At 53.3% G+C, this 18,216-nt stretch carries 10 protein-coding genes; 2 read left to right on the top strand and 8 right to left on the bottom strand.

Going from position 1 to position 18,216, the window contains the following annotated elements:
• Positions 1–83: 83 nt before the first annotated feature.
• The 8 genes from GEI7105_RS0104905 to GEI7105_RS0104870 all read right to left on the bottom strand — a co-directional run bounded on the left by GEI7105_RS0104905 (position 84) and on the right by GEI7105_RS0104870 (position 16,758).
• The gene (locus tag GEI7105_RS0104905; RefSeq protein WP_017659372.1) at positions 84–2,297 is read right to left on the bottom strand and encodes a two-partner secretion domain-containing protein; all 2,214 of its coding nucleotides are present in this window, start codon (positions 2,295–2,297) and stop codon (positions 84–86) included.
• 152 nt (positions 2,298–2,449) lie between these two features.
• On the bottom strand, positions 2,450–4,828 hold the full coding sequence (locus tag GEI7105_RS0104900; protein WP_245555445.1) for a two-partner secretion domain-containing protein: 2,379 nt from the start codon (positions 4,826–4,828) through the stop codon (positions 2,450–2,452).
• A 390-nt stretch (positions 4,829–5,218) separates the two neighbouring features.
• Positions 5,219–8,011 (bottom strand): two-partner secretion domain-containing protein, encoded by a 2,793-nt coding sequence (locus GEI7105_RS0104895; RefSeq protein ID WP_017659370.1) that lies wholly within the window; start codon positions 8,009–8,011, stop codon positions 5,219–5,221.
• Positions 8,012–8,375: 364 nt separating this feature from the next.
• Positions 8,376–10,787, bottom strand: coding sequence for a beta strand repeat-containing protein (locus GEI7105_RS0104890; RefSeq protein WP_017659369.1), 2,412 nt, complete (start codon positions 10,785–10,787; stop codon positions 8,376–8,378).
• A gap of 409 nt (positions 10,788–11,196) precedes the next feature.
• A complete protein-coding gene (locus tag GEI7105_RS0104885; protein WP_017659368.1) occupies positions 11,197–13,677 on the bottom strand; it encodes a beta strand repeat-containing protein in 2,481 nt (826 codons plus the stop codon).
• Between the two features lie 623 nt (positions 13,678–14,300).
• A complete protein-coding gene (locus GEI7105_RS29100; RefSeq protein ID WP_017659367.1) occupies positions 14,301–14,597 on the bottom strand; it encodes a hypothetical protein in 297 nt (98 codons plus the stop codon).
• Between the two features lies 1 nt (position 14,598).
• Positions 14,599–16,392, bottom strand: a complete 1,794-nt coding sequence (locus GEI7105_RS0104875; RefSeq protein WP_017659366.1) for a hypothetical protein — start codon at positions 16,390–16,392, stop codon at positions 14,599–14,601.
• A 54-nt stretch (positions 16,393–16,446) separates the two neighbouring features.
• Complete coding sequence (locus GEI7105_RS0104870) at positions 16,447–16,758, bottom strand: DUF2499 domain-containing protein (protein WP_026097440.1); 312 nt, start codon at positions 16,756–16,758, stop codon at positions 16,447–16,449.
• Between the two features lie 197 nt (positions 16,759–16,955).
• On the opposite strand from GEI7105_RS0104870, the gene csaB reads away from it, so the two are divergent.
• Complete coding sequence (gene csaB / locus GEI7105_RS0104865) at positions 16,956–18,002, top strand: polysaccharide pyruvyl transferase CsaB (RefSeq protein ID WP_026097439.1); 1,047 nt, start codon at positions 16,956–16,958, stop codon at positions 18,000–18,002.
• Between the two features lie 9 nt (positions 18,003–18,011).
• A partial coding sequence (locus GEI7105_RS38225; protein ID WP_158413162.1) for a hypothetical protein occupies positions 18,012–18,216 on the top strand: 205 nt, incomplete at its 3' end.

The following is an 18,216-nucleotide window of genomic DNA, read 5'->3' as shown; positions in this document are numbered from 1 at the left end:
ACCGATTTTTCTCTAAGATGTCATTTTTACCCGTAATTTTTCTTTTTTCTCGGTCTTAATCCCTAACCAACTCCCGACTAATTTCATCCCCTTCTCGTGCTACTTGGCGTACTACAAGTTGAAGTGCGGAATGTGGGCACCAATGCCGAACTGGTGTCGATTTCCGGTTGCGTCACGGCCACCACGCCGTCGATTCCCAGTTGGGAACTGGCCGTGATGCGACTCTCGGGAGAGACGAACAGACCTTGTGTGGCAATTTCGATATTCCCGCCCCGACCTTCAAAGGCGTTAGCGTCGATGCTGCTCCCCTCTAACAACGCGATCGTATCGGCTGCGATCGCTAAGTTACCCCCGTTACCGATTCCCCCCGCTTCGGCCGTAATTTGACTGCCGTTTCGCAACTGCAACGAGTTCTCGACATTGAGGATCGCGTTTCCCCCTTCCCCCGATCGCGTCGAAGCCGTAATACCCCCTCCATTGTCGAGCGAAACTGCCTCGGCGTTAATCTGAAGACTTCCCGCTCGTCCGGTTCCAATGTTGCGGACTGTGACTTGCCCTCCCTCTACAATGTTTAACTCGGGCGTATTAATTTCTAAATTCCCTGGAGAACCCGAGGGAACAGGCGGAAGTCCTAACACTTGTCGCAATACTTCATCAACCTGAGTCGTACTGGCATCGATCGAACTTGGAACGATCGACCCCGGTGCGACTCCGCCGATCTCTACGAACTCTGTCACGTTAATCGCGATGCTACCGCCATCACCCGTCGCTAAAGCACTCGAGGCAATTTGCCCGCCGTCTCGAACGATCGCCCTGGCGGTGTTCACGATCGTACTACCTGCATTACCCGGACCGAGCGAGGACGCAGAAATCGTACTCGGTGTAAGCGTTCGCGGATCGGCTCCGATCGCCTCAACGCTCTCAGTGGCATTCACCAGGATACTTCCGCCCGCTCCCGTGCCAAAGGTCGATATCGCCAAGATGCCTCCGTTGCGAAGGTTCAGACGCCCGGTCGATACTGTCAAGTTACCCGTCGCTCCCGTGCCAAAGCTGCTGCTTGAAATAATGCTCGTAATCCGGGGATTCAGTGGTGGCGTACCGATAATTGAAATTGATTCGGCAGCTCGAATATTCAGATTGCCCGCATTTCCCTCTGCAAACGAGCGACTGGTTATTTGTCCGCCCTCGAGCAGCAATAACTGCGGGCTGGAAATTTCAATATTTCCAGCGTTTCCCGCACCTAGGGTTTCTTGACGAAAGCCAGTAGACAGAATGCCGTCCGGGGTCGTTCCCCTTATGGTTAAAGTGCTAGCTGCTCGTACTCGTATCTCACCGAATTTCCGTACGCCTCGGTTTTGCAACAGGGCGATCGAACCGCCGCTCAATCCGATGCGATCGCCGACGATTTGCATCGAACCGACACTCGTTCCGCTCACATCGACAGCCGCTTGTCTGACGAGGCGCACGTCTTGAAAACGAGACACTCCCTCGTAATCGAAATGCCACTGTTGGCTCTCGGACGCAACCGGGGCGATCGCGCGCACGACCCCAACTCCAACTCCCCCGAGTTCGATTCGTCCGCCGTTTGCCGTTAGCGTTGCACCGTCTAAGAGCGTGCCACTTCCCACTAATCCCAAGGTTCGACCTGGATTGACTTGCAAACCCGAACTCGGACTGTTTTGAAGAGTCGGTGAAATACTAGAACTCAGCGTAAAGCTGTGGCCGTCACCACGAACTCGAATCTCTCCCCCTCGTCCGTTGAATTGTAAGCCCACCGGCACGTTGACGCTCAGCAACCGTTGCGCTTCGGGAGACGTGGCACTGAATTCTAAGCCGTTGTCAAACACGAGACTCTCGGCCGTCGTGGCAAAAAACGAACCGCCGAGGTCTAAGCGAGCGTTCGGACCGAACACGATGCCGTTAGGATTGAGTAAAAACAAGTTCGCCGTCCCGTTGGCTCGAATTAACCCGTCGAGATTAGAAATATTGCTTCCCGTGACGCGGGTAAGAATCTGTTCGACTGTCGTGGCGTTGTTGAAAAAGGCTTCGGCTCCTGTGGGGATGGAAAACTCTTCAAAGGAGTGAAAGAGATTGTTTCCCGCCGTTGTTCCACCTTCGATCTGATAGGTGGTGTTGTCAACCGTAACCTGAGAGGGGTTTGGGAGTGTTGCGTCGGGAACGACCTGTGAAAAGGCTGAGTTTGAAGAAATAACTCCGAGCGATCCTATCTCGAAGATCGTCACGAGAAGAATAGTTCGATATCGTCGAAAGTTGCTGTTTGAGTGACCAAAAGTCATTTATTCCTTTAATAAAATAAAAACGATTTTGGGTTTAGAAATAGTCTACTTATTCGCAATATGACACAGGTTTAGGTTGATGTCGATACGCGATCGCATAGCGCAATACTTACGAAGAATTACTGAAACGAGCATCAGTCTTCGGTCTTAAGTTATCGATCGCTACAATCAACGCGATGGTTCCAAGGATTCCTCACTCGATTTTGTGGCGTCGAAACTAACTCTATCGTGCCGTCGTTTCGCCACTGCCAACCGGTCGCTTCTATGAGAGGGAACTGCGAACTGTCCAATTCTGTAGCAGGCGATCGCTCCTCGTTCTCACGTTCGACTGACGACGGTTGAATTTCCGTTAACCCAATGTCTACCCAAACCGTTCGATGCCGTAGGACGCTCGTGGGATCGGGCGGCAAACCCCCGTTCCCGGTGACGACGAAGGTATTGTTTGCCGCCGCCTCGCACACCGACACCACCTGCGTCGTCGAATCGATCGGCTCTGAGGCTAACTCCACCAAGCCTGAAGCCGTATCGATTTCCGGTTGAGTAATGGTAACGAGACCATCCACCCCGAACTGGGAACTGGCGGTGATACGGCTGTCTGGGGAAAGAAAAATGCCTTGCGCCGTTAACTGAATATTGCCACCCGTTCCTGCAAAGGCATTGGCACTCATGTTGCTGCCCTCGATCGCGGCGATCGTCCCAGTATCGAGCGCGATATTGCCGCCGTTGCCCGTACCGCCTGCTTCAGCAGAAATTTGACCGCGATCGCGCATTATTAACGCTCCTTCCACCCGAAGATTGATGTTACCCCCTTCGCCTGAAGCTGTAGCGGCAGCGATCGCCCCTTCACTCTCGATCCGCAGAGAACCGACATCAATGCTGAGAGACCCCGCATTACTCAAAGCGTCATTTTGAACCGTAATCGTACCTCGAGCGCGGACGTTCAGTCGGGGAGTCCGGATCGTCACATTTCCCGCAATCCCAGAAGCAGGCCCCGAGAAATCTAGCAAGAAACCTTCGACGTTCGTTGGCAACTGAACCGACGAGCGGATGGTTCCTCCATTGACATCGATCGACTCGGAAGCATCGATCGTCACAATGCCGGCATTTCCATCCTCCACACTGGACGCATTCACCCTAGCGCCATCGCCAACGACCAATCGAGTTGTCGTCAACGTCAAGTTTCCTCCATTGCCATTGCTATTCGTGGCAACCGTCAAATCGCTAGGAGACTCGAAGACTGGATCGATCCCGAGCAGTTCGACGGACTCAGAAGCATTCACGTTTAAGTTGCCTGCATTTCCCGATCCAAACGTCGAAGCCGATAAGATCCCACCATCCAAGAGAGTGAGCCGTTCGGTAGAGAGATTGACATTTCCTCCTTCTCCCAGCGCACCTCCCGACACGATGGAAAAAATACTGCTGAAAAGCACGGGATTCTCAGGAGAAGAACCGACGATATCAATTGATTCAGTAATGTCGAGATCGATATTGCCCCCAGAACCCGTATCGAAGGTGCGAATAATAATCTGCCCTCCCTCTGCTAGCCGTAACCGTCCTGCAACAACGCGAATATCCCCCGCACTACCAGAACTCACGGTTTCTTGATTTAAGCTGCTGCGAACTTCGCCTTCGGGAGTCGTTCCGACGATTTCGAGAGATTCAGAAGCCGCGACTGCAATCTCTCCATCTGGGGTTGCGTCCGTGTTTTGAATCAGTGCGACAGAACCATCTGTCAGGTCGATCCGACGACCGACTAGATAGATTCCGCCTTGCCCCGCACCGCTCGCATCTACGCCAGCTTGTTGGGAGAGGTGTAAGTCTCGAAAGTTAGAAATGCCATCGTATTCGAGGGCGAACCCCGACGAACTGGGGGTCAGGCTAACGGTACCGGAACTGACACTACCCAGTTCGATACGTCCGCTTTCTGCGGTGAGAACGCCACCGCTAAGGTTGATATTGCTACCGACTAGGGCGATCGTGTTTTGCGGTCGCACGCTCAGTCCCGCGACAGCATCGGGGCGTGTGAAAGGTGGGAAAAAGCGATCGCTGGTGTCAAAGGTCAGTCCGTGACCTGTTCCTTCAACTCGAATTTCTCCTGAATTAGCTCCCAACTGCAAGCCGATGGGAACGTTAACGGTTAATAATGATGGAGCTTGGGGATTGGTAGCGCTAAAGAAACTACCATCGGACAGTTGAAGGCTGTCAGCAGTGGAACCGATAAAGGAGCCGCCGATATCCAGTCTGGCATTAGGACCGAATACAATGCCGTTGGGATTGAGTAGAAACAGATTCGCCGTTCCGTTGGCTCGAATGAATCCGTCGATGTTGGAGATATTGCCTCCCGTGACGCGGGTGAGGATGTTTTCGATGCTGGTGGCATTATTGAAAAACGCCTCGCTACCCGTAGGTATGGAAAAGTCTTGAAAGGAGTGAAAAAGATTGCTTCCGGCTTCCGTTCCCCCTTCGAGGGTGTACCGACTGCCTTCTAGGTTGACCTGGGAAGGAACGGGAAGTGTGTTATCGGGAACAATTTGTGAAAAGGTAGGTTTTGAAAATAGAATTCCGAACGATAGTAAGTTTAAAATAAAAAAAAACTGACGTCAATAAATTGTTTAGACTTGCCTTGTGGCCTTTTTAAGTCCATGTCTTTAGCAGTCATCAATACTGCTCGATAATATTTTTTGGTGTTGATAAGCTGTTCGTCCGCTCTCAGTATGGCATAGGCAATAGGTAACGTCCATCGTCGATCTCACCGCAATTTTTTGCGTGAATATACTTATGTAAATCTCCTTTAAGGAAACCTCGAAAAATTGATTCTGGCTTAAACTCCAACGGCTGAAATCCTTGAAGTCTCATTGCCGATTTTCGATAGTCGAGTCTGTTTCTCAATAATCTTGAATTAATCGAGATACCCTTAAGAATTATCGATCGCTGCAACGGACAGGTTCGAGCCAACGATGTCTTGCCCGATATTGTGGCGCTGCAACTAACTCTATCGTGCCGTCGTTTCGCCACTGCCAACCGGTCGCTTCTACGAGAGGGAGCTGCGAACTGTCCAATTCTGTAGCAGGCGATCGCTCTTCGTTCTCACTCTCGACTGGCGAATCTCGAATTTCCGTCAACCGAATATCCTCCCAAACCGTTCGATCGTGCAGAACCTCCGTGGGATCGGGCGGTAAACCCCCGTTTCCCGTGACGACGAACGTGTTTTCTGCCGCCACGTCACAAGCCGATACCACCTGCGTCGCCGGATCGATAGGATTGCTACTCAACTGCACGAAGGCCGCGTTCGTATCGATTTCTGGGTTCGTAATTTCGACGATGCCATCGACTCCGAGCTGAGAACTGGCCGTAATCTCACTCTCGGGTGACAAGAAAATGCCCTCTGTCGTAATGCGAACGTTCCCCCCACTTCCCTCAAAAGCATTAGCAAGGATCTGACTATTTTCAAGAACCACTAAGGTATTGGCGTTGATGGTGAGATTGCCCCCGTCGCCCAAACCACCAGCTTCGGCAGAGATTTCGCTACCCTGGCGAAGAACGAGTGACTCTGGCACGTCGAAAATAATGTTGCCCCCTTGACCTGAAGTCGCAGAAGCCGCGATCGCCCCTCCGTTGTCGAGTTGTACCGACCCAGCATTAATCTGTAACTGGCCGGCATTTCCCGTCCCCTCGTGCTGCACGGAGACGAGACCTCCATCCGTGACGCTAAGACGATCGGTGTCGATCGTCAATTCTGATGTGTCCCCGGTCGCAACTGGAGGCACCGAGAACAGTCGTTGTTGCAGAGGCGAACTCCTCACAGCCGAGGCGGATATTCTGGCAGGTTGGCCGGTCTCAGGGACGACGCCCGAGATCGAAATGAAGTTAGCCTCGATCGTAATGGAACCGGCATTACCAGAAGACCACGTCGCACCGCTGACAATCCCTCCATCGCGGATCTCCAGTCGGGACGTGGCGATCGAGAGGCGCCCAGCATCGCCCGACCCAAATGTAAACGGCCCTAAGCTACTCGTGTTCCCCAGAACCTCGATCGACTCAGAAGCGTTCACCGTAACGTTACCGCCGTTTCCCGTTCCCCGTTCGGGTAGGGGTTCTCCAGCACTCGCAGTGGTAGTTAGGACTCCAGAGGTCAATTGTCCGCCCTCCGTAATCCGCAACCTCGGGGTCGATACGCTCAGGTAGCCCCCATCTCCCCCCCCTAAAGTCCAACTGCTAATACTGCTGCCGTTGCCACTGCCTAAGTTGAAACCGATTATCTCGATCGATTCGCGAGCTTCGATCGTCACATCACCACCGTTTCCAGTTCCCGCACCGGGGAAGAACTCTCCCACCAGACGCACGAACGAACCCACATCACCGCCCTCGGACAACGTCAACCGACCCGTTGACAAGTTAACTTGGCCTCCCTCGGCAGTCCCCGAGGTAAAAGATACGATCCCGGAAGCTAAGCTCGGATCGAGCGCATTAATTCCCGTGGCCACCACCGACTCGCTCACTTCAACCAACAAATCTCCGCCGAATCCGCTCTCTCGGTTCAACGATCGGATCTGACCTCCCTCGGATAACGTTAAGTCTCGCGCGACGATCTCCACATTTCCCCCATTTCCCGCGCCGAGACTCGTGGTCGTAATGCCGCTGGGGATCTCGGGGTCGGCCGCATTGACTCCCGACGCCACGATCGCTCCTGAAGCTCTGACTACCACTCGCCCTCCATCTCCGCCGCCCCGCGTCACCGTTTCGAGGCGCGAGCCGTCCGTAAAGGAAAGCGATCCCGTCGTTAGCTCGATGTTTCCGCCGTTTCCCGAGGCGTCGGCCGTGACTTCACTGGTTATCGAACTCGTTCCGGTTAGGCTGGTATTTCCCGTGGCGTTAATGGTAATGTCCCCAGCGATCGCCTCTACTATCCCCAATTCCTCGCCGAGTCCCCCTCGCAACTGGCTGCCTTGAGAGAGGCTCAAATCTCTGGAATTAATGGCAATCGCGCCGCCGCTCCCTGAAGTGACATCGACTTGCGTGGCTCGACTGAGCGCAACGTCAGCTCTCGGGAGGTCTGAGGGAAAGCGGAGGACGTTGTTTCGGTTGAGTTCTACAGTTCCCGCATTCGAGAGTCCTCCAAACTCAACGCGTCCCCCCGGAGCGGTTAGACTGGCTCCTTCAAGGTTGAGAGACCCCCCGATTAAGGCTAAAGTCCTGTCTGGTGAGACTTCGAGGGTAGAGGAACGCACTTCTACGGGGGCGGGATTGGCTCCGAGTTGCAAGCCCACCGGCACGTTGACGCTCAGCAACGGCTGTGCTTCGGGGGACGTGGCACTGAATTCTAAGCCGTTTGCAAACACGAGACTCTCGGATGTCGTAGCGAAAAACGAACCGCCGAGGTCTAACTGAGCGTTTTCTCCGAAGACGATGCCGTTGGGATTGAGTAAAAACAAGTTCGCCGTGCCGTTGGCTCGAATTAACCCGTCGAGGTTAGAAATATTACTCCCCGTGACGCGGGTGAGAATGTTTTCGACCGTTGTGGCGTTGTTAAAAAAGGCTTCGCTGCCTGTCGGCACGGAAAAGTCCTCGAAAGAGTGAAAGAGGTTGTTTCCCGCCGTCGTTCCACCTTCAATTGTATGGATATTGTTGTCAAGTCTAACCTGGGAGGGATTGGGGAGTGTTGCGTCGGGAACGACCTGTGAAAAGGCTGAACTTGAAGAGAGAATTTCAAGCAAACTTATCTCGACAATTGCAATAAAAAAAGAATTACTAAATCGCCAAAAATCGGTCTTAAATTGATAAAAAATCACCTGATTTTACCAAAAACAGCAAATAACTTTAAGTTGTCGATAAATATATATAATCGTAATATGTCATATTTTTGAGTTAATGTCTATACTTTATTATACAGCTCGATATTGGTGTAGGCTTGCGAATTTGAGACTCGATCTTATTCTAGTTTTAGAATCATCTAAATTCCGTATCCTGTAATTCTGTAATCCTGTAACAAATAAGATCGCGATCGCTTGACGATCTTGCATCGCTTTAGGAACGTCCGACTATCAGGGTTTCTCGGACTCAAACTGACACGTTTTTAAGTTATCGATCGCTGCAACGGACAGATTCGAGCCAACGATTCCCCATTCGATTTTGTGGCGCTGCAACTAACTCTATCGTGCCGTCGTTTCGCCACTGCCAACCGGTCGCTTCTACGAGAGGGAGCTGCGAACTGTCCAATTCTGTAGCAGGCGATCGCTCTTCGTTCTCACTCTCGACTGACGAATCTCGAATTTCCGTCAACCGAATATCCTCCCAAACCGTTCGACCGTGCAGAACCTCCGTGGGATCGGGCGGTAAACCCCCGTTTCCCGTGACGACGAACGTGTTTTCTGCCGCCACGTCACACGCCGATACCATTTGCGTCGCCGGATCGATGGGATTGCTACTCAACTGCACGAACGCCGCGTTCGTATCGATTTCTGGGTTCGTAATTTCGACAATGCCATCGACTCCGAGTTGAGAACTGGCCGTAATCTCACTCTCGGGCGACAAGAAAATGCCCTCTGTCGTAATGCGAACGTTCCCCCCACTTCCCTCAAAAGCATTAGCATTGATATCGCTACCTTCCAAGGCGACAATAGTTCGAGCTTCGATATTAAGATTGCCGCCGTTACCGCTGCCTCCGGCTTCCGTCGAAATTTGACTGTTGCGGCGCAATTGAAGAAAGTCAGTCGTCAGCGTAATGTTGCCTCCTTCTCCAGAAGCAGTAATGGCTGAGATCCCAGCTTCGGTGTCAAGGAGGAGAATCGAATCTGCATCAATTTGTAAGTTGCCCGCACTTCCGGTTCCTTCATTCCCCACACTGACAATCCCTCCCTCTGAAACAATTAATCGAGGTGTATGAATTGTTATATTGCCAGAATTGCCGGACGTCGAGAATAATCCTAAAGCTTGACGAGTTGCTTCTGGAAAAATCACCCCATCAGATTGTACTCTAGCCAGAAATCTTCCTCGATTACCGATAACTTCTACAGACTCAGTTGCATTAATCGTAATCCTTCCGGCCGCACCGCTGGCTCCCGTTGAGGTGGAAATCGTTGCTCCATCTCGTACTGCCAATCGAGAGGTATTAATCGTGATGGTTCCCGCATCAGTTTCATTAATCGTTGCACTAGCGATCGCTGTAGGCCGCATTGTTTCAGAGATAATACCACTCATCGTCACTGATTCAGACGCATTGATGACGATATTTCCTCCACGACCGATATCAATACTGCTAACGTTGAGAGTTCCTCCATCAAAAACCGTTAACGCTTGAGTGTCAATCGTCAAATTACCTGAATTTCCCTCGCCACCTGTTATGGAAACTAAAAAGCTATAAAGATTGGGATTTTTACTGATAAAACCACCGATCTGCACTGACTCAGAAGCACCGATCGAAACATTTCCAGACGAAGCCGCACCAAACGTTCTGGCAACGATCGTACCCCCATCTAATGCCAGCAATTCTCTTGTCGCGATCTCGATCTCACCACCCGCTCCGTCTTGCAATGTCTCGCTAACCAAAAGACTGGGAAACGTTTGTTCTGGGTTCGCTCCCACTACTGCCAACACATCGCTCGCACGAATACTCAACTCTCCCGAGGGTTTCGATCCTTGATTTTGAATTAAAGCGATCGACCCATCAGTCAACCTCACTTGCTGTCCCACCATTTGAATCGACCCCATCCCCAAGCCACTGGCATCGACTGCCGCACGTTCGGATAAATGAATGTTCCCGAAACCTTCGACCCCTTCGTAACTGAACATCCATCCCGCTTCGCTCGAAGCCAAACTGACATTTCCAGATCTAGCACTCCCCAACGCGACGCGTCCTTCCGGTGTCCTCAGTACCCCCCCCACGAAGTTGATTTCGCCACCAATTAAAGCCAAGGTATTTCCAGATCGCACCTGCAAACCCTCGTTTACTTGGCTGCGGTCGATCGGAACCAAGCGGACCTCTCTTCCAACGGTCAACCCATGGCCGTTTCCCTCGACTTGAATAGCACCCGGACTCGTCCCCAACTGCAACCCCACCGGTACGCTCACGGTCAGCAAAGATGGAGCTTGTGGGTTGACGGCACTATAAAAACTGCCATCGGAAAGTTGAAGGCTCTCGGCAGTGCTACCCAAAAACGAGCCGCCGATATCCAATCGAGCGTTGGCACCAAACCTCAAACCATTGGGATTAATTAAAAATACATTGGCTGTGCCGTTGGCTCGAATTAAGCCGTCAATGGCCGAGAGTTGATTTCCAGTGACTCGGCTAATAATATTCTCGATCGCCAACGCATTATTAAAAAATGCTTCGGCTTCTGTCGGGACAGAAAACGATTGAAACGAGTGAAATAAGTTGCCTCCGACTGTCGTTCCGCCTTCAATACTGTATCGGTTGTCTTCGAGCGTGACTTGAGAGGAAGCGGGCAAGGTATTGTCAGGAACAATTTGTGCGAAGGTTGGTTTAGCTAACATTAAGCCAAACGCTAAAAGTCGAGTGATTGAAATGGCTGTAGAATTCAGCCACGGAGAAGATCGAACTCGAACTCTTTTAAAGGTAGTATTTATCATATTGGTAGGGTTTGAGTGAGAGGTGGTTCTGGGTCAATTTTGGCTCTCTCTAGTCGTACTATGGCAGACAAAATCTGCAATGTCGATAGGCGATCGCACTTCCTATTTTTTGTATAAATTTCTACATAAATCCCTGCCCAAATCTGAGAGATTTCGGGGTCTTCGGAGTTTAAGGTGATAAGCGGATTTTATACCAGATCGAAACCATCCTCCCTTAGCCCCCCTTGCGAAGGGGGGTTGGGGGGATGCGCCCCGGTTCGATTTCGTATTATTCATAACAAATTACACCGTAATCTCAGGAGACCCGATTTCGTTATCGATCGCTGCAACGGACAGATTCGAGCCAACGATGTCTTGCCCGATATTGTGGAGTTGAAATTAATGCGATCGTACCGTCGTCTCGTCGTTGCCAACCCGTGGCTTCGACTAGCGGCAGTTGCGAACTGTCCAATTCTGTAGCAGGCGATCGCTCTTCGTTCTCACTCTCGACTGACGAATCTCGAATTTCCATCAACCGAATATCCTCCCAAACCGTGCGACCGTGCAGAACTTCCGTGGGATCGGGCGGTAAACCCCCGTTTCCCGTGACGATGAAGGTATTCCCCGCCGCCACGTCACAAGCTGATACCACTTGCGTCGCCGGATCGATGGGATTACTGCTCAACTGCACGAACGCCGCGTTCGTATCGATTTCTGGGTTCGTAATTTCAACGATGCCATCGACTCCGAGTTGAGAACTGGCGGTGATTTGACTGTCGGGAGCAACGAACAACCCTCGGGTGAAAATTTCAATGTTGCCTCCATTTCCTCCCAAAGCATTGGCATTGATATCGCTTCCCTCTAACACGGCGATCGCATCGGCCGCGATCGCTAAGTTACCCCCGTTACCGCTTCCCCCCGCTTCAGCCGTAATCTGGCTACTGTTTCGCAACTGCAACGAGCGATCGGCGTTGAGTAGAATATTTCCCCCTTCCCCCGATTGGGTCGAAGCCGTAATACCTCCTCTGCGATCGAGTAAAACAGCCTCAGCACCGATCTCGAGACTGCCTGCGTTGCCCGTTCCGTCGTTGCGAACGCTGACGAGTCCGCCATTGCGAATCCTTAACTCGGGCGTGTTGATTTCCAAGTTCCCCGGAGACCCCGAGGGAATCGGAGGAATTCTCAAGGCTTGCTGCGTCGCTTCGTCAACCCGATTGGCACTGGCGTCGATGAGGCTGGGATTAATCGACCCCGGAACCGTTCCGCTGACTTCGACGAACTCCGTCGCGTTTAAAACGAGTCTGCCGCCATTACCGCTAGCGACCGTTACAGCAGTGATGCGTCCGCCATCGCGAACGATCGCTCTCGAGGTGTTAATGGTCAAACTGCCAGCATTACCGATAGCGTTCGTTCCCGAAGAAATAACGCTCGGTAGAAGACTTCTCGGTTCGATCCCAATGACCTCAATGATGTCAGTAGCATTGACGAGGGCGTTGCCTCCCGCACCCGTTCCAAAGGTCGAAATGGATAAACTCCCACCGTCGAGGATATTCAAACGCTGCGTCGAGATCGTGACATCACCCGTCGCTCCCCGAACGAAGCTCACGTTTCCTACAAAGCTACGGGCTAAGGAATTGAGGGGTGACGTACCGATCAGTGCGATCGATTCAGAAGCTCGAACGTCGATATTGCCAGTATTGCCCCCACCAAACGTTCGGTTGAAAATTTGCCCTCCCTCCCGTACAGTGAGTCGTCGGGTGGAAATGTCGATATTGCCCGTGTTACCCGCGTCTAGGGTTTCTTGCAAAAAGCCACTACGAAGGAGTCCGTCGGGGGTCGTCCCCATTAAAGCGATCGACTCTGAGGCTTGCACCCGTAGCAGCCCGAAAGTTTGCGTTCCTTGGTTTTGCAGTAGAGCGATCGACCCGTCGCTCAAGGCAATTTGCCGACCGACGAGTTGCATCGAACCGACTCCAGTTCCACTAACATCGACGGCCGCCTGTCGGGTAAAATCCAGGTCTCGAAAATCGGAAACGCCTTCGTAATTCAAACGCCACGACTGGCTCTCGCGAGTGGGGGGAGCCGTCAACGCCACCGACCCGGCTTCAACTGCCCCGAGTTCGATCCGTCCGCCCTCAGACGTCAGCGTCGCACCGCTTAAGTTGACGTCACCGCCGACTAATGCCAGGGTGTGACCGGGGTTAACTTGCAAACCCGAACTGTTATTCTCTCGGACGACCGGTGAAAACAGTGGATTGTTTACCGTCAAGCTGTGACCTTCACCGCGAACCTGAATCTCTCCCACTCGTCCGTTGAATTGTAAGCCCACCGGCACGTTGACGCTCAGCAACGGTTGTGATTCGGGGGCGATCGCACTGAATTCTAAGCTGTTTGCAAACACGAGACTCTCGGCTGTCGTAGCGAAAAACGAACCACCGAGGTCTAACCGAGCGTTTTCTCCGAAGACGATGCCGTTGGGATTGAGTAAAAACAAGTTCGCCGTCCCGTTGGCTCGAATTAACCCGTCGATATTCGAGATTTGGTTTCCCGTAATGCGGGTGAGAATACGTTCGACTGTCGTAGCGTTGTTAAAAAACGCCTCAGCTCCTCTCGGAACGGAAAAGTCCTCAAAGGAGTGAAATAAGTTGTTTCCTGCGGTCGTTCCGCCTTCGATTGTATGGATATTGTTGTCGAGCGTGACCTGAGAGGGGTTTGGGAGTGTTTCGTCGGGAACGATTTGTGACACTGCCGAATGCGATAAAAGATAGCCGATCGAGAATACCTCGACGATCGCGACGATTGGAAAAGTTAACACGCGCCTCGAGTTATTATGTAAGCTACTAAGAGCCATTGGGTTGTGTAGTCCCTCGATAAAATGAGAATATTTTCTGGATCGAAATAGTATCTTTCTGTTTGTAATATGGCACGACTCAATTCAAGATGTCGAGAGCTAATGGCTCGACTTAATACTATTCAATATTTATGTAAGTTATGTAGATATATATAGCAATCCTAAATGGTTGGCGGAAACAGATCGGCTGAAAACTCCATTCCGTAACGATCTATCCTGAAAACAATCCGCAAACGAAGTCGTACTGCTATATAGACAGCCCAACAGATTCGTGAAATCTTGTAATTGGAAAGTACTGTAGCACGGCGATCCCAACCAAATAGTGCGTTCAAAACTCAAATGATTTTGCTATAATGTGAATTGGATGAAAAAACAATTTAAAAAACTGTAGGGGATATCGGCGATCGTTTACCCTTCAACTCTTGGAAGTTTACGTGTGGGAAAATTCCAGCTTTGTGGCGGTGATAACAGGTTTAGACCTGACATATTAGAACGAATTCGAGTTCGATCGCGACCCGATCGCTCGCAGGATTAAAAGCGATCGATTTCCAATTGCAAAAGTTGAGATGTACCGGGGCGATCGCGACTCAAACTCCTCGACGCGGTTTCCGACCTCGCGTGTGCCGTTTGCGTTTCGACTTCGGCGGCGTGCGGTGCGCCCCAAAATATTTCTCGCTGCGATAGCGCAACCACACCCTTAACTGTTGCGGAATCCGGTCTTTTTGTTCCTTCGTCAAGCGATCGTACAGCACTAACGCCCGTTCCCGCTCGCCGCGACAGGCCGCGTTATTATGAGCGTCCCAGTAACTGCGTGCGACGCGAATCCGGCGACAGACTTCCTTGACCAGCGCGTCTCCCGTGAGGGGTTTCTCTGGCTTTGCCATATCAAGCGTCTCCCTGCCCTAACGGTAGCGTCGGCGAACCCGAGGGTAACACGCGGCGCGATACCGTCGCTTTATAACTTTCCCGTTCGGTGTCTACGTCCACTGCGATCGCCTCGAACTGAACGTCTAACCCGCCGCGAGGAATCGAGAGCTGAACCGACGATTCCTGTTGTCCGTTCCCGAGGAGAAAGAAATCCGTCAACCATCGCGGCCCGTCGATGAGTGTTTGGTTCTGCAAATCGCGAATCCAGAGTTTCACAACCATACCCGCCGACGGTTCGGGAAGTCGCACCCGCACGACGACCGGACGTCCGACCGTCAAATCTCCACTCGGGATCTCCAGTTCTGGAGTCGGAAGCAGCGGAGCCTCTAACACCGCCTCACCAGAGTCCTCGGAGCGATCGACCTCGGGCAACGCCAGTCCGAAATCGTCATCGACTACCACTTCCTGGGCTTCCCATTGCGAAAGTTCCGCCGTTTCGTCTCCGAAGTCGAACGGATTGCTACGACGATCCGATCCCGAAGCCAACCACGCCGACAATTCGTCGTCTCTTGCCAAGTCGTTGAGGCGCGAGGCGAAGCGATTGGGTAAATCGAGGGCTTGAAACGCGCGATCGACCGGAGAGAGTTGAGGGGGCGCAGGATTTGGCGAAGGCGCAGAAGACGGTTCGGGGACATCGGCAGCTATCGGTTCGGCTGTCGGTTCGGGATCGAAAGTACCGAACGGATTGTTTGCCGCTTCCCTCGACGGTTTCGCGGGAGCGTGACGGTCGGACTCCTGAGACGGCGGTGCGTTGCCGAAGCTGGGGAGATCGATCCCTTTAGCGGATTTCGAGGCCGTATCGCTTAACTGAGGGGGCAACGCTTCGGCCGTTTTCGCATCGAGGGGAGGCGGAGGGGGTGCAGAGGCGCGTTTGGGAGAGCGATAGGGTTCGGGGGCGATCGCCGATCGCCGTAAGATCGACCGATCGAGCTGTCCGCCAGCGATCGCCTCGAGCAAGGCATCTAACCGCGCCGTAACCGTAAACGACTGCTTCGACAACACGTTAGGAACCGCATCGCACAGCAACACTTCCCCTAAAATCAAACGGCTCGTACAAGTTTCGGGGATCTCCATCTCGTAAGAAAACGACAGTGGCAGCGTCTGAGACGAAAGTAACCGTTGCACGGTCGCCACCACTCGCAAACTTTGAGGTTCTCGCAAGCGAATGCGTAAATGTAACCCTCGGATGGCGCTTTCCTCTGTCGAGCCGTCGATCCGGGCAATTTCTCCAGAAATCGCCAGCGGTTCCCCCGATTTCACCGTGAGGGCTTCGCGAGCGAGGGTCAAATGCAAACGAGGCGATCGCGTCGGTAACGCCGACCGTTCCGGTAGGGGAGCGAGATCGTCAGTGGGCGCGTCCGCATCCGGCGAGGCGATGGCCGTTTCCCCGTCGACGTGCAAGCAAACCGTCGCGCGGCGAGTCGGTTCTGGACGTTCTACCGTCACCGGAGCCGCACAGCTAAGTTCCCATCGCCCCGGTAACAACTCTGTCGGCGACAGGACGAGTAACGACCCGTCCTCTTCCGTCTGTCGCACGCAGCGATCGCACTGTTGCGAGTCCGAACTGGGAGTTTCCCTCGACTGAGATGCCTTCGGGGGAGTATACAGAACCCGAATTTCAGCGATCGCATTTTTGAACGTCGTTTTCGCCACAATACGATAGCGTCCCGTCGCGATCGCCTTGCCGTCTGACGGTAGGGGTCGCCAGACTCGTTCCCCCTCGCGCTGAATCAAAAATTCCCAATCTTGCATTATTTGACACCTCGCGCCTCGCATCCCAATTTCAAACTGCCGATCGCAGGCTCGTTAGCGCTCTGCCGACGCGACCCGAGCGCGACGCCAAATCCACCACGCAGCCAGACAAAGCGTGCAGTTTCCCATGACTGTCGTTGCAGCCTGCACCGTCACCAGCCATTCTAACGCCTCCGCGTTGTCGAAAAAGTGCCACGTACAGGCGCACATCGCACTGACGAGCGCGGGCAACATCGCCACCGACAGCCAATGCCAAGCGCGGTTTCCCGTCACTTCACCGTAACGCCACACCAGCCAAATGGCGGCAATCCACTCGATAACGCTCGAAATGTGAATCATCCAAGTGGGAATTGAAAGAACGTGCATGGAAACTCTCTCGCCCTGCGACTTCAAAACGTGAATGCAAATCGATGCAGTTCGATCGAACCGACACCAACTTTCGTTTATTGTAGGGTTGCCGGAGACGATTTCTGACGAAAAAAACAACGGAGATGGGCCGTCGCGTTGCTGACAGCGAAGTTCTGTCTCGACGACGGCATCGACGCGAAGCGCAATCGAGCATCATGGAAAAACGACGAGCGATCCTGTGTGGCTACTACGGTATGGGAAACGGCGGCGACGAGGCGTTACTCGCTTGTCTGGTGGACGCCTTACCCGCCAGCATCGAGGCGATCGCCCTGTCCGGCGATCCCGAGCGAACTCAAAAACGCCACCATATCGCTGCCATTCCCCGAAAATCTACCCCAGCCGTGTGGCAAGCTCTGCGCCGAGCCGACATCTTTATTTGGGGAGGCGGGAGCTTGATGCAAGACGCCACCAGCGCTCTCAACCCCTTATATTACGGCGGTTTGATGGGAGTCGCCCAACAACTGGGTTTGACCACGATCGCCTGGGGCCAGGGCATCGGGCCGTTACAGCGATCGCTGACCCGGTGGGTTGCCCGCGAATGTTTCAGCGGCTGCGACCTCGTCACCGTGCGCGATCGCCACTCCGCCGCCCTGCTCCAACAGTGGGACGTTCCCTTCACCCTCGCCCCCGATCCCGTTTGGAATCTCGACACCTACCCCCCACAAGGGCTGTGGGATATCCCCGCCCCCCGCGTCGCCGTAACCCTACGTCCCCATCCCCAACTTACGCCATCGCGTCTCGACTGCCTGACCCGCGCCCTGGCGGACTTCCAAACCGCCACCCAAACCTGTCTGCTCTTAATTCCCTTCCAACGAGATCGCGATCTGAAGCTGGCCGAAACCCTGCGCGATCGCCTCCCTGGAGAAACTCACATTTGGCACAGCGACGATCCCCGCGAACTCAAAGGCGTCTTTCACAGCGTCGAATTCGCCATCGGAATGCGGCTGCACGGACTGATCGCCGCCGCTGCCGAAGGTTGCCGGTGCTGGGCGATTAGCTACGATCCTAAAGTCAGCCAACTGGCGGCCGAATTCGACCTTCCCGTCTGGGAACTGTCCGAACTTCCCGACGATCCCAATACCATCAGTCGCGCCTGGATAGAGACCTACGCCAACGGCGACCCCCTCGGCAACACGAGAATTCGGGCAACGATCGATCGCGCCGGACTCCACCGCGATCGCCTCCACGATTTGCTCGGTTAATGAGGAGCGGTGCGTGACGCAGCAGACCAACATCGACCTGACTTCGATCGCATTTTCTGGCCGCGTCACAGCACCCTACCCCTGTTCCCTGAAAGAGCGGTGCGTGACGCAGCAGACCAACATCGACCTGACTTCGATCGCATTTTCTGGCCGCGTCACAGCACCCTACCCCTGTTCCCTGAAAGAGCGGTGCGTGACGCAGCAGACCAACATC

The sequence above is a fragment of the Baaleninema simplex PCC 7105 genome, from assembly GCF_000332355.1.
Taxonomy (GTDB): Bacteria; Cyanobacteriota; Cyanobacteriia; order Cyanobacteriales; family Geitlerinemataceae; genus Baaleninema; species Baaleninema simplex.
This window is presented reverse-complemented; position numbering and strand designations above follow the sequence as displayed.

What these genes read in the sequence shown, in the direction of transcription:
- GEI7105_RS0104905 (WP_017659372.1), bottom strand. Translation starts at nt 2,297, where the DNA reads ATGACTTTTGGTCACTCAAACAGCAACTTTCGACGATATCGAACTATT.
- GEI7105_RS0104890 (WP_017659369.1), bottom strand. Translation starts at nt 10,787, where the DNA reads ATGTTAGCTAAACCAACCTTCGCACAAATTGTTCCTGACAATACCTTG.
- GEI7105_RS29100 (WP_017659367.1), bottom strand. Translation starts at nt 14,597, where the DNA reads ATGGCAAAGCCAGAGAAACCCCTCACGGGAGACGCGCTGGTCAAGGAA.
- GEI7105_RS0104875 (WP_017659366.1), bottom strand. Translation starts at nt 16,392, where the DNA reads ATGCAAGATTGGGAATTTTTGATTCAGCGCGAGGGGGAACGAGTCTGG.
- GEI7105_RS0104870 (WP_026097440.1), bottom strand. Translation starts at nt 16,758, where the DNA reads ATGCACGTTCTTTCAATTCCCACTTGGATGATTCACATTTCGAGCGTT.
- csaB (WP_026097439.1), top strand. Translation starts at nt 16,956, where the DNA reads ATGGAAAAACGACGAGCGATCCTGTGTGGCTACTACGGTATGGGAAAC.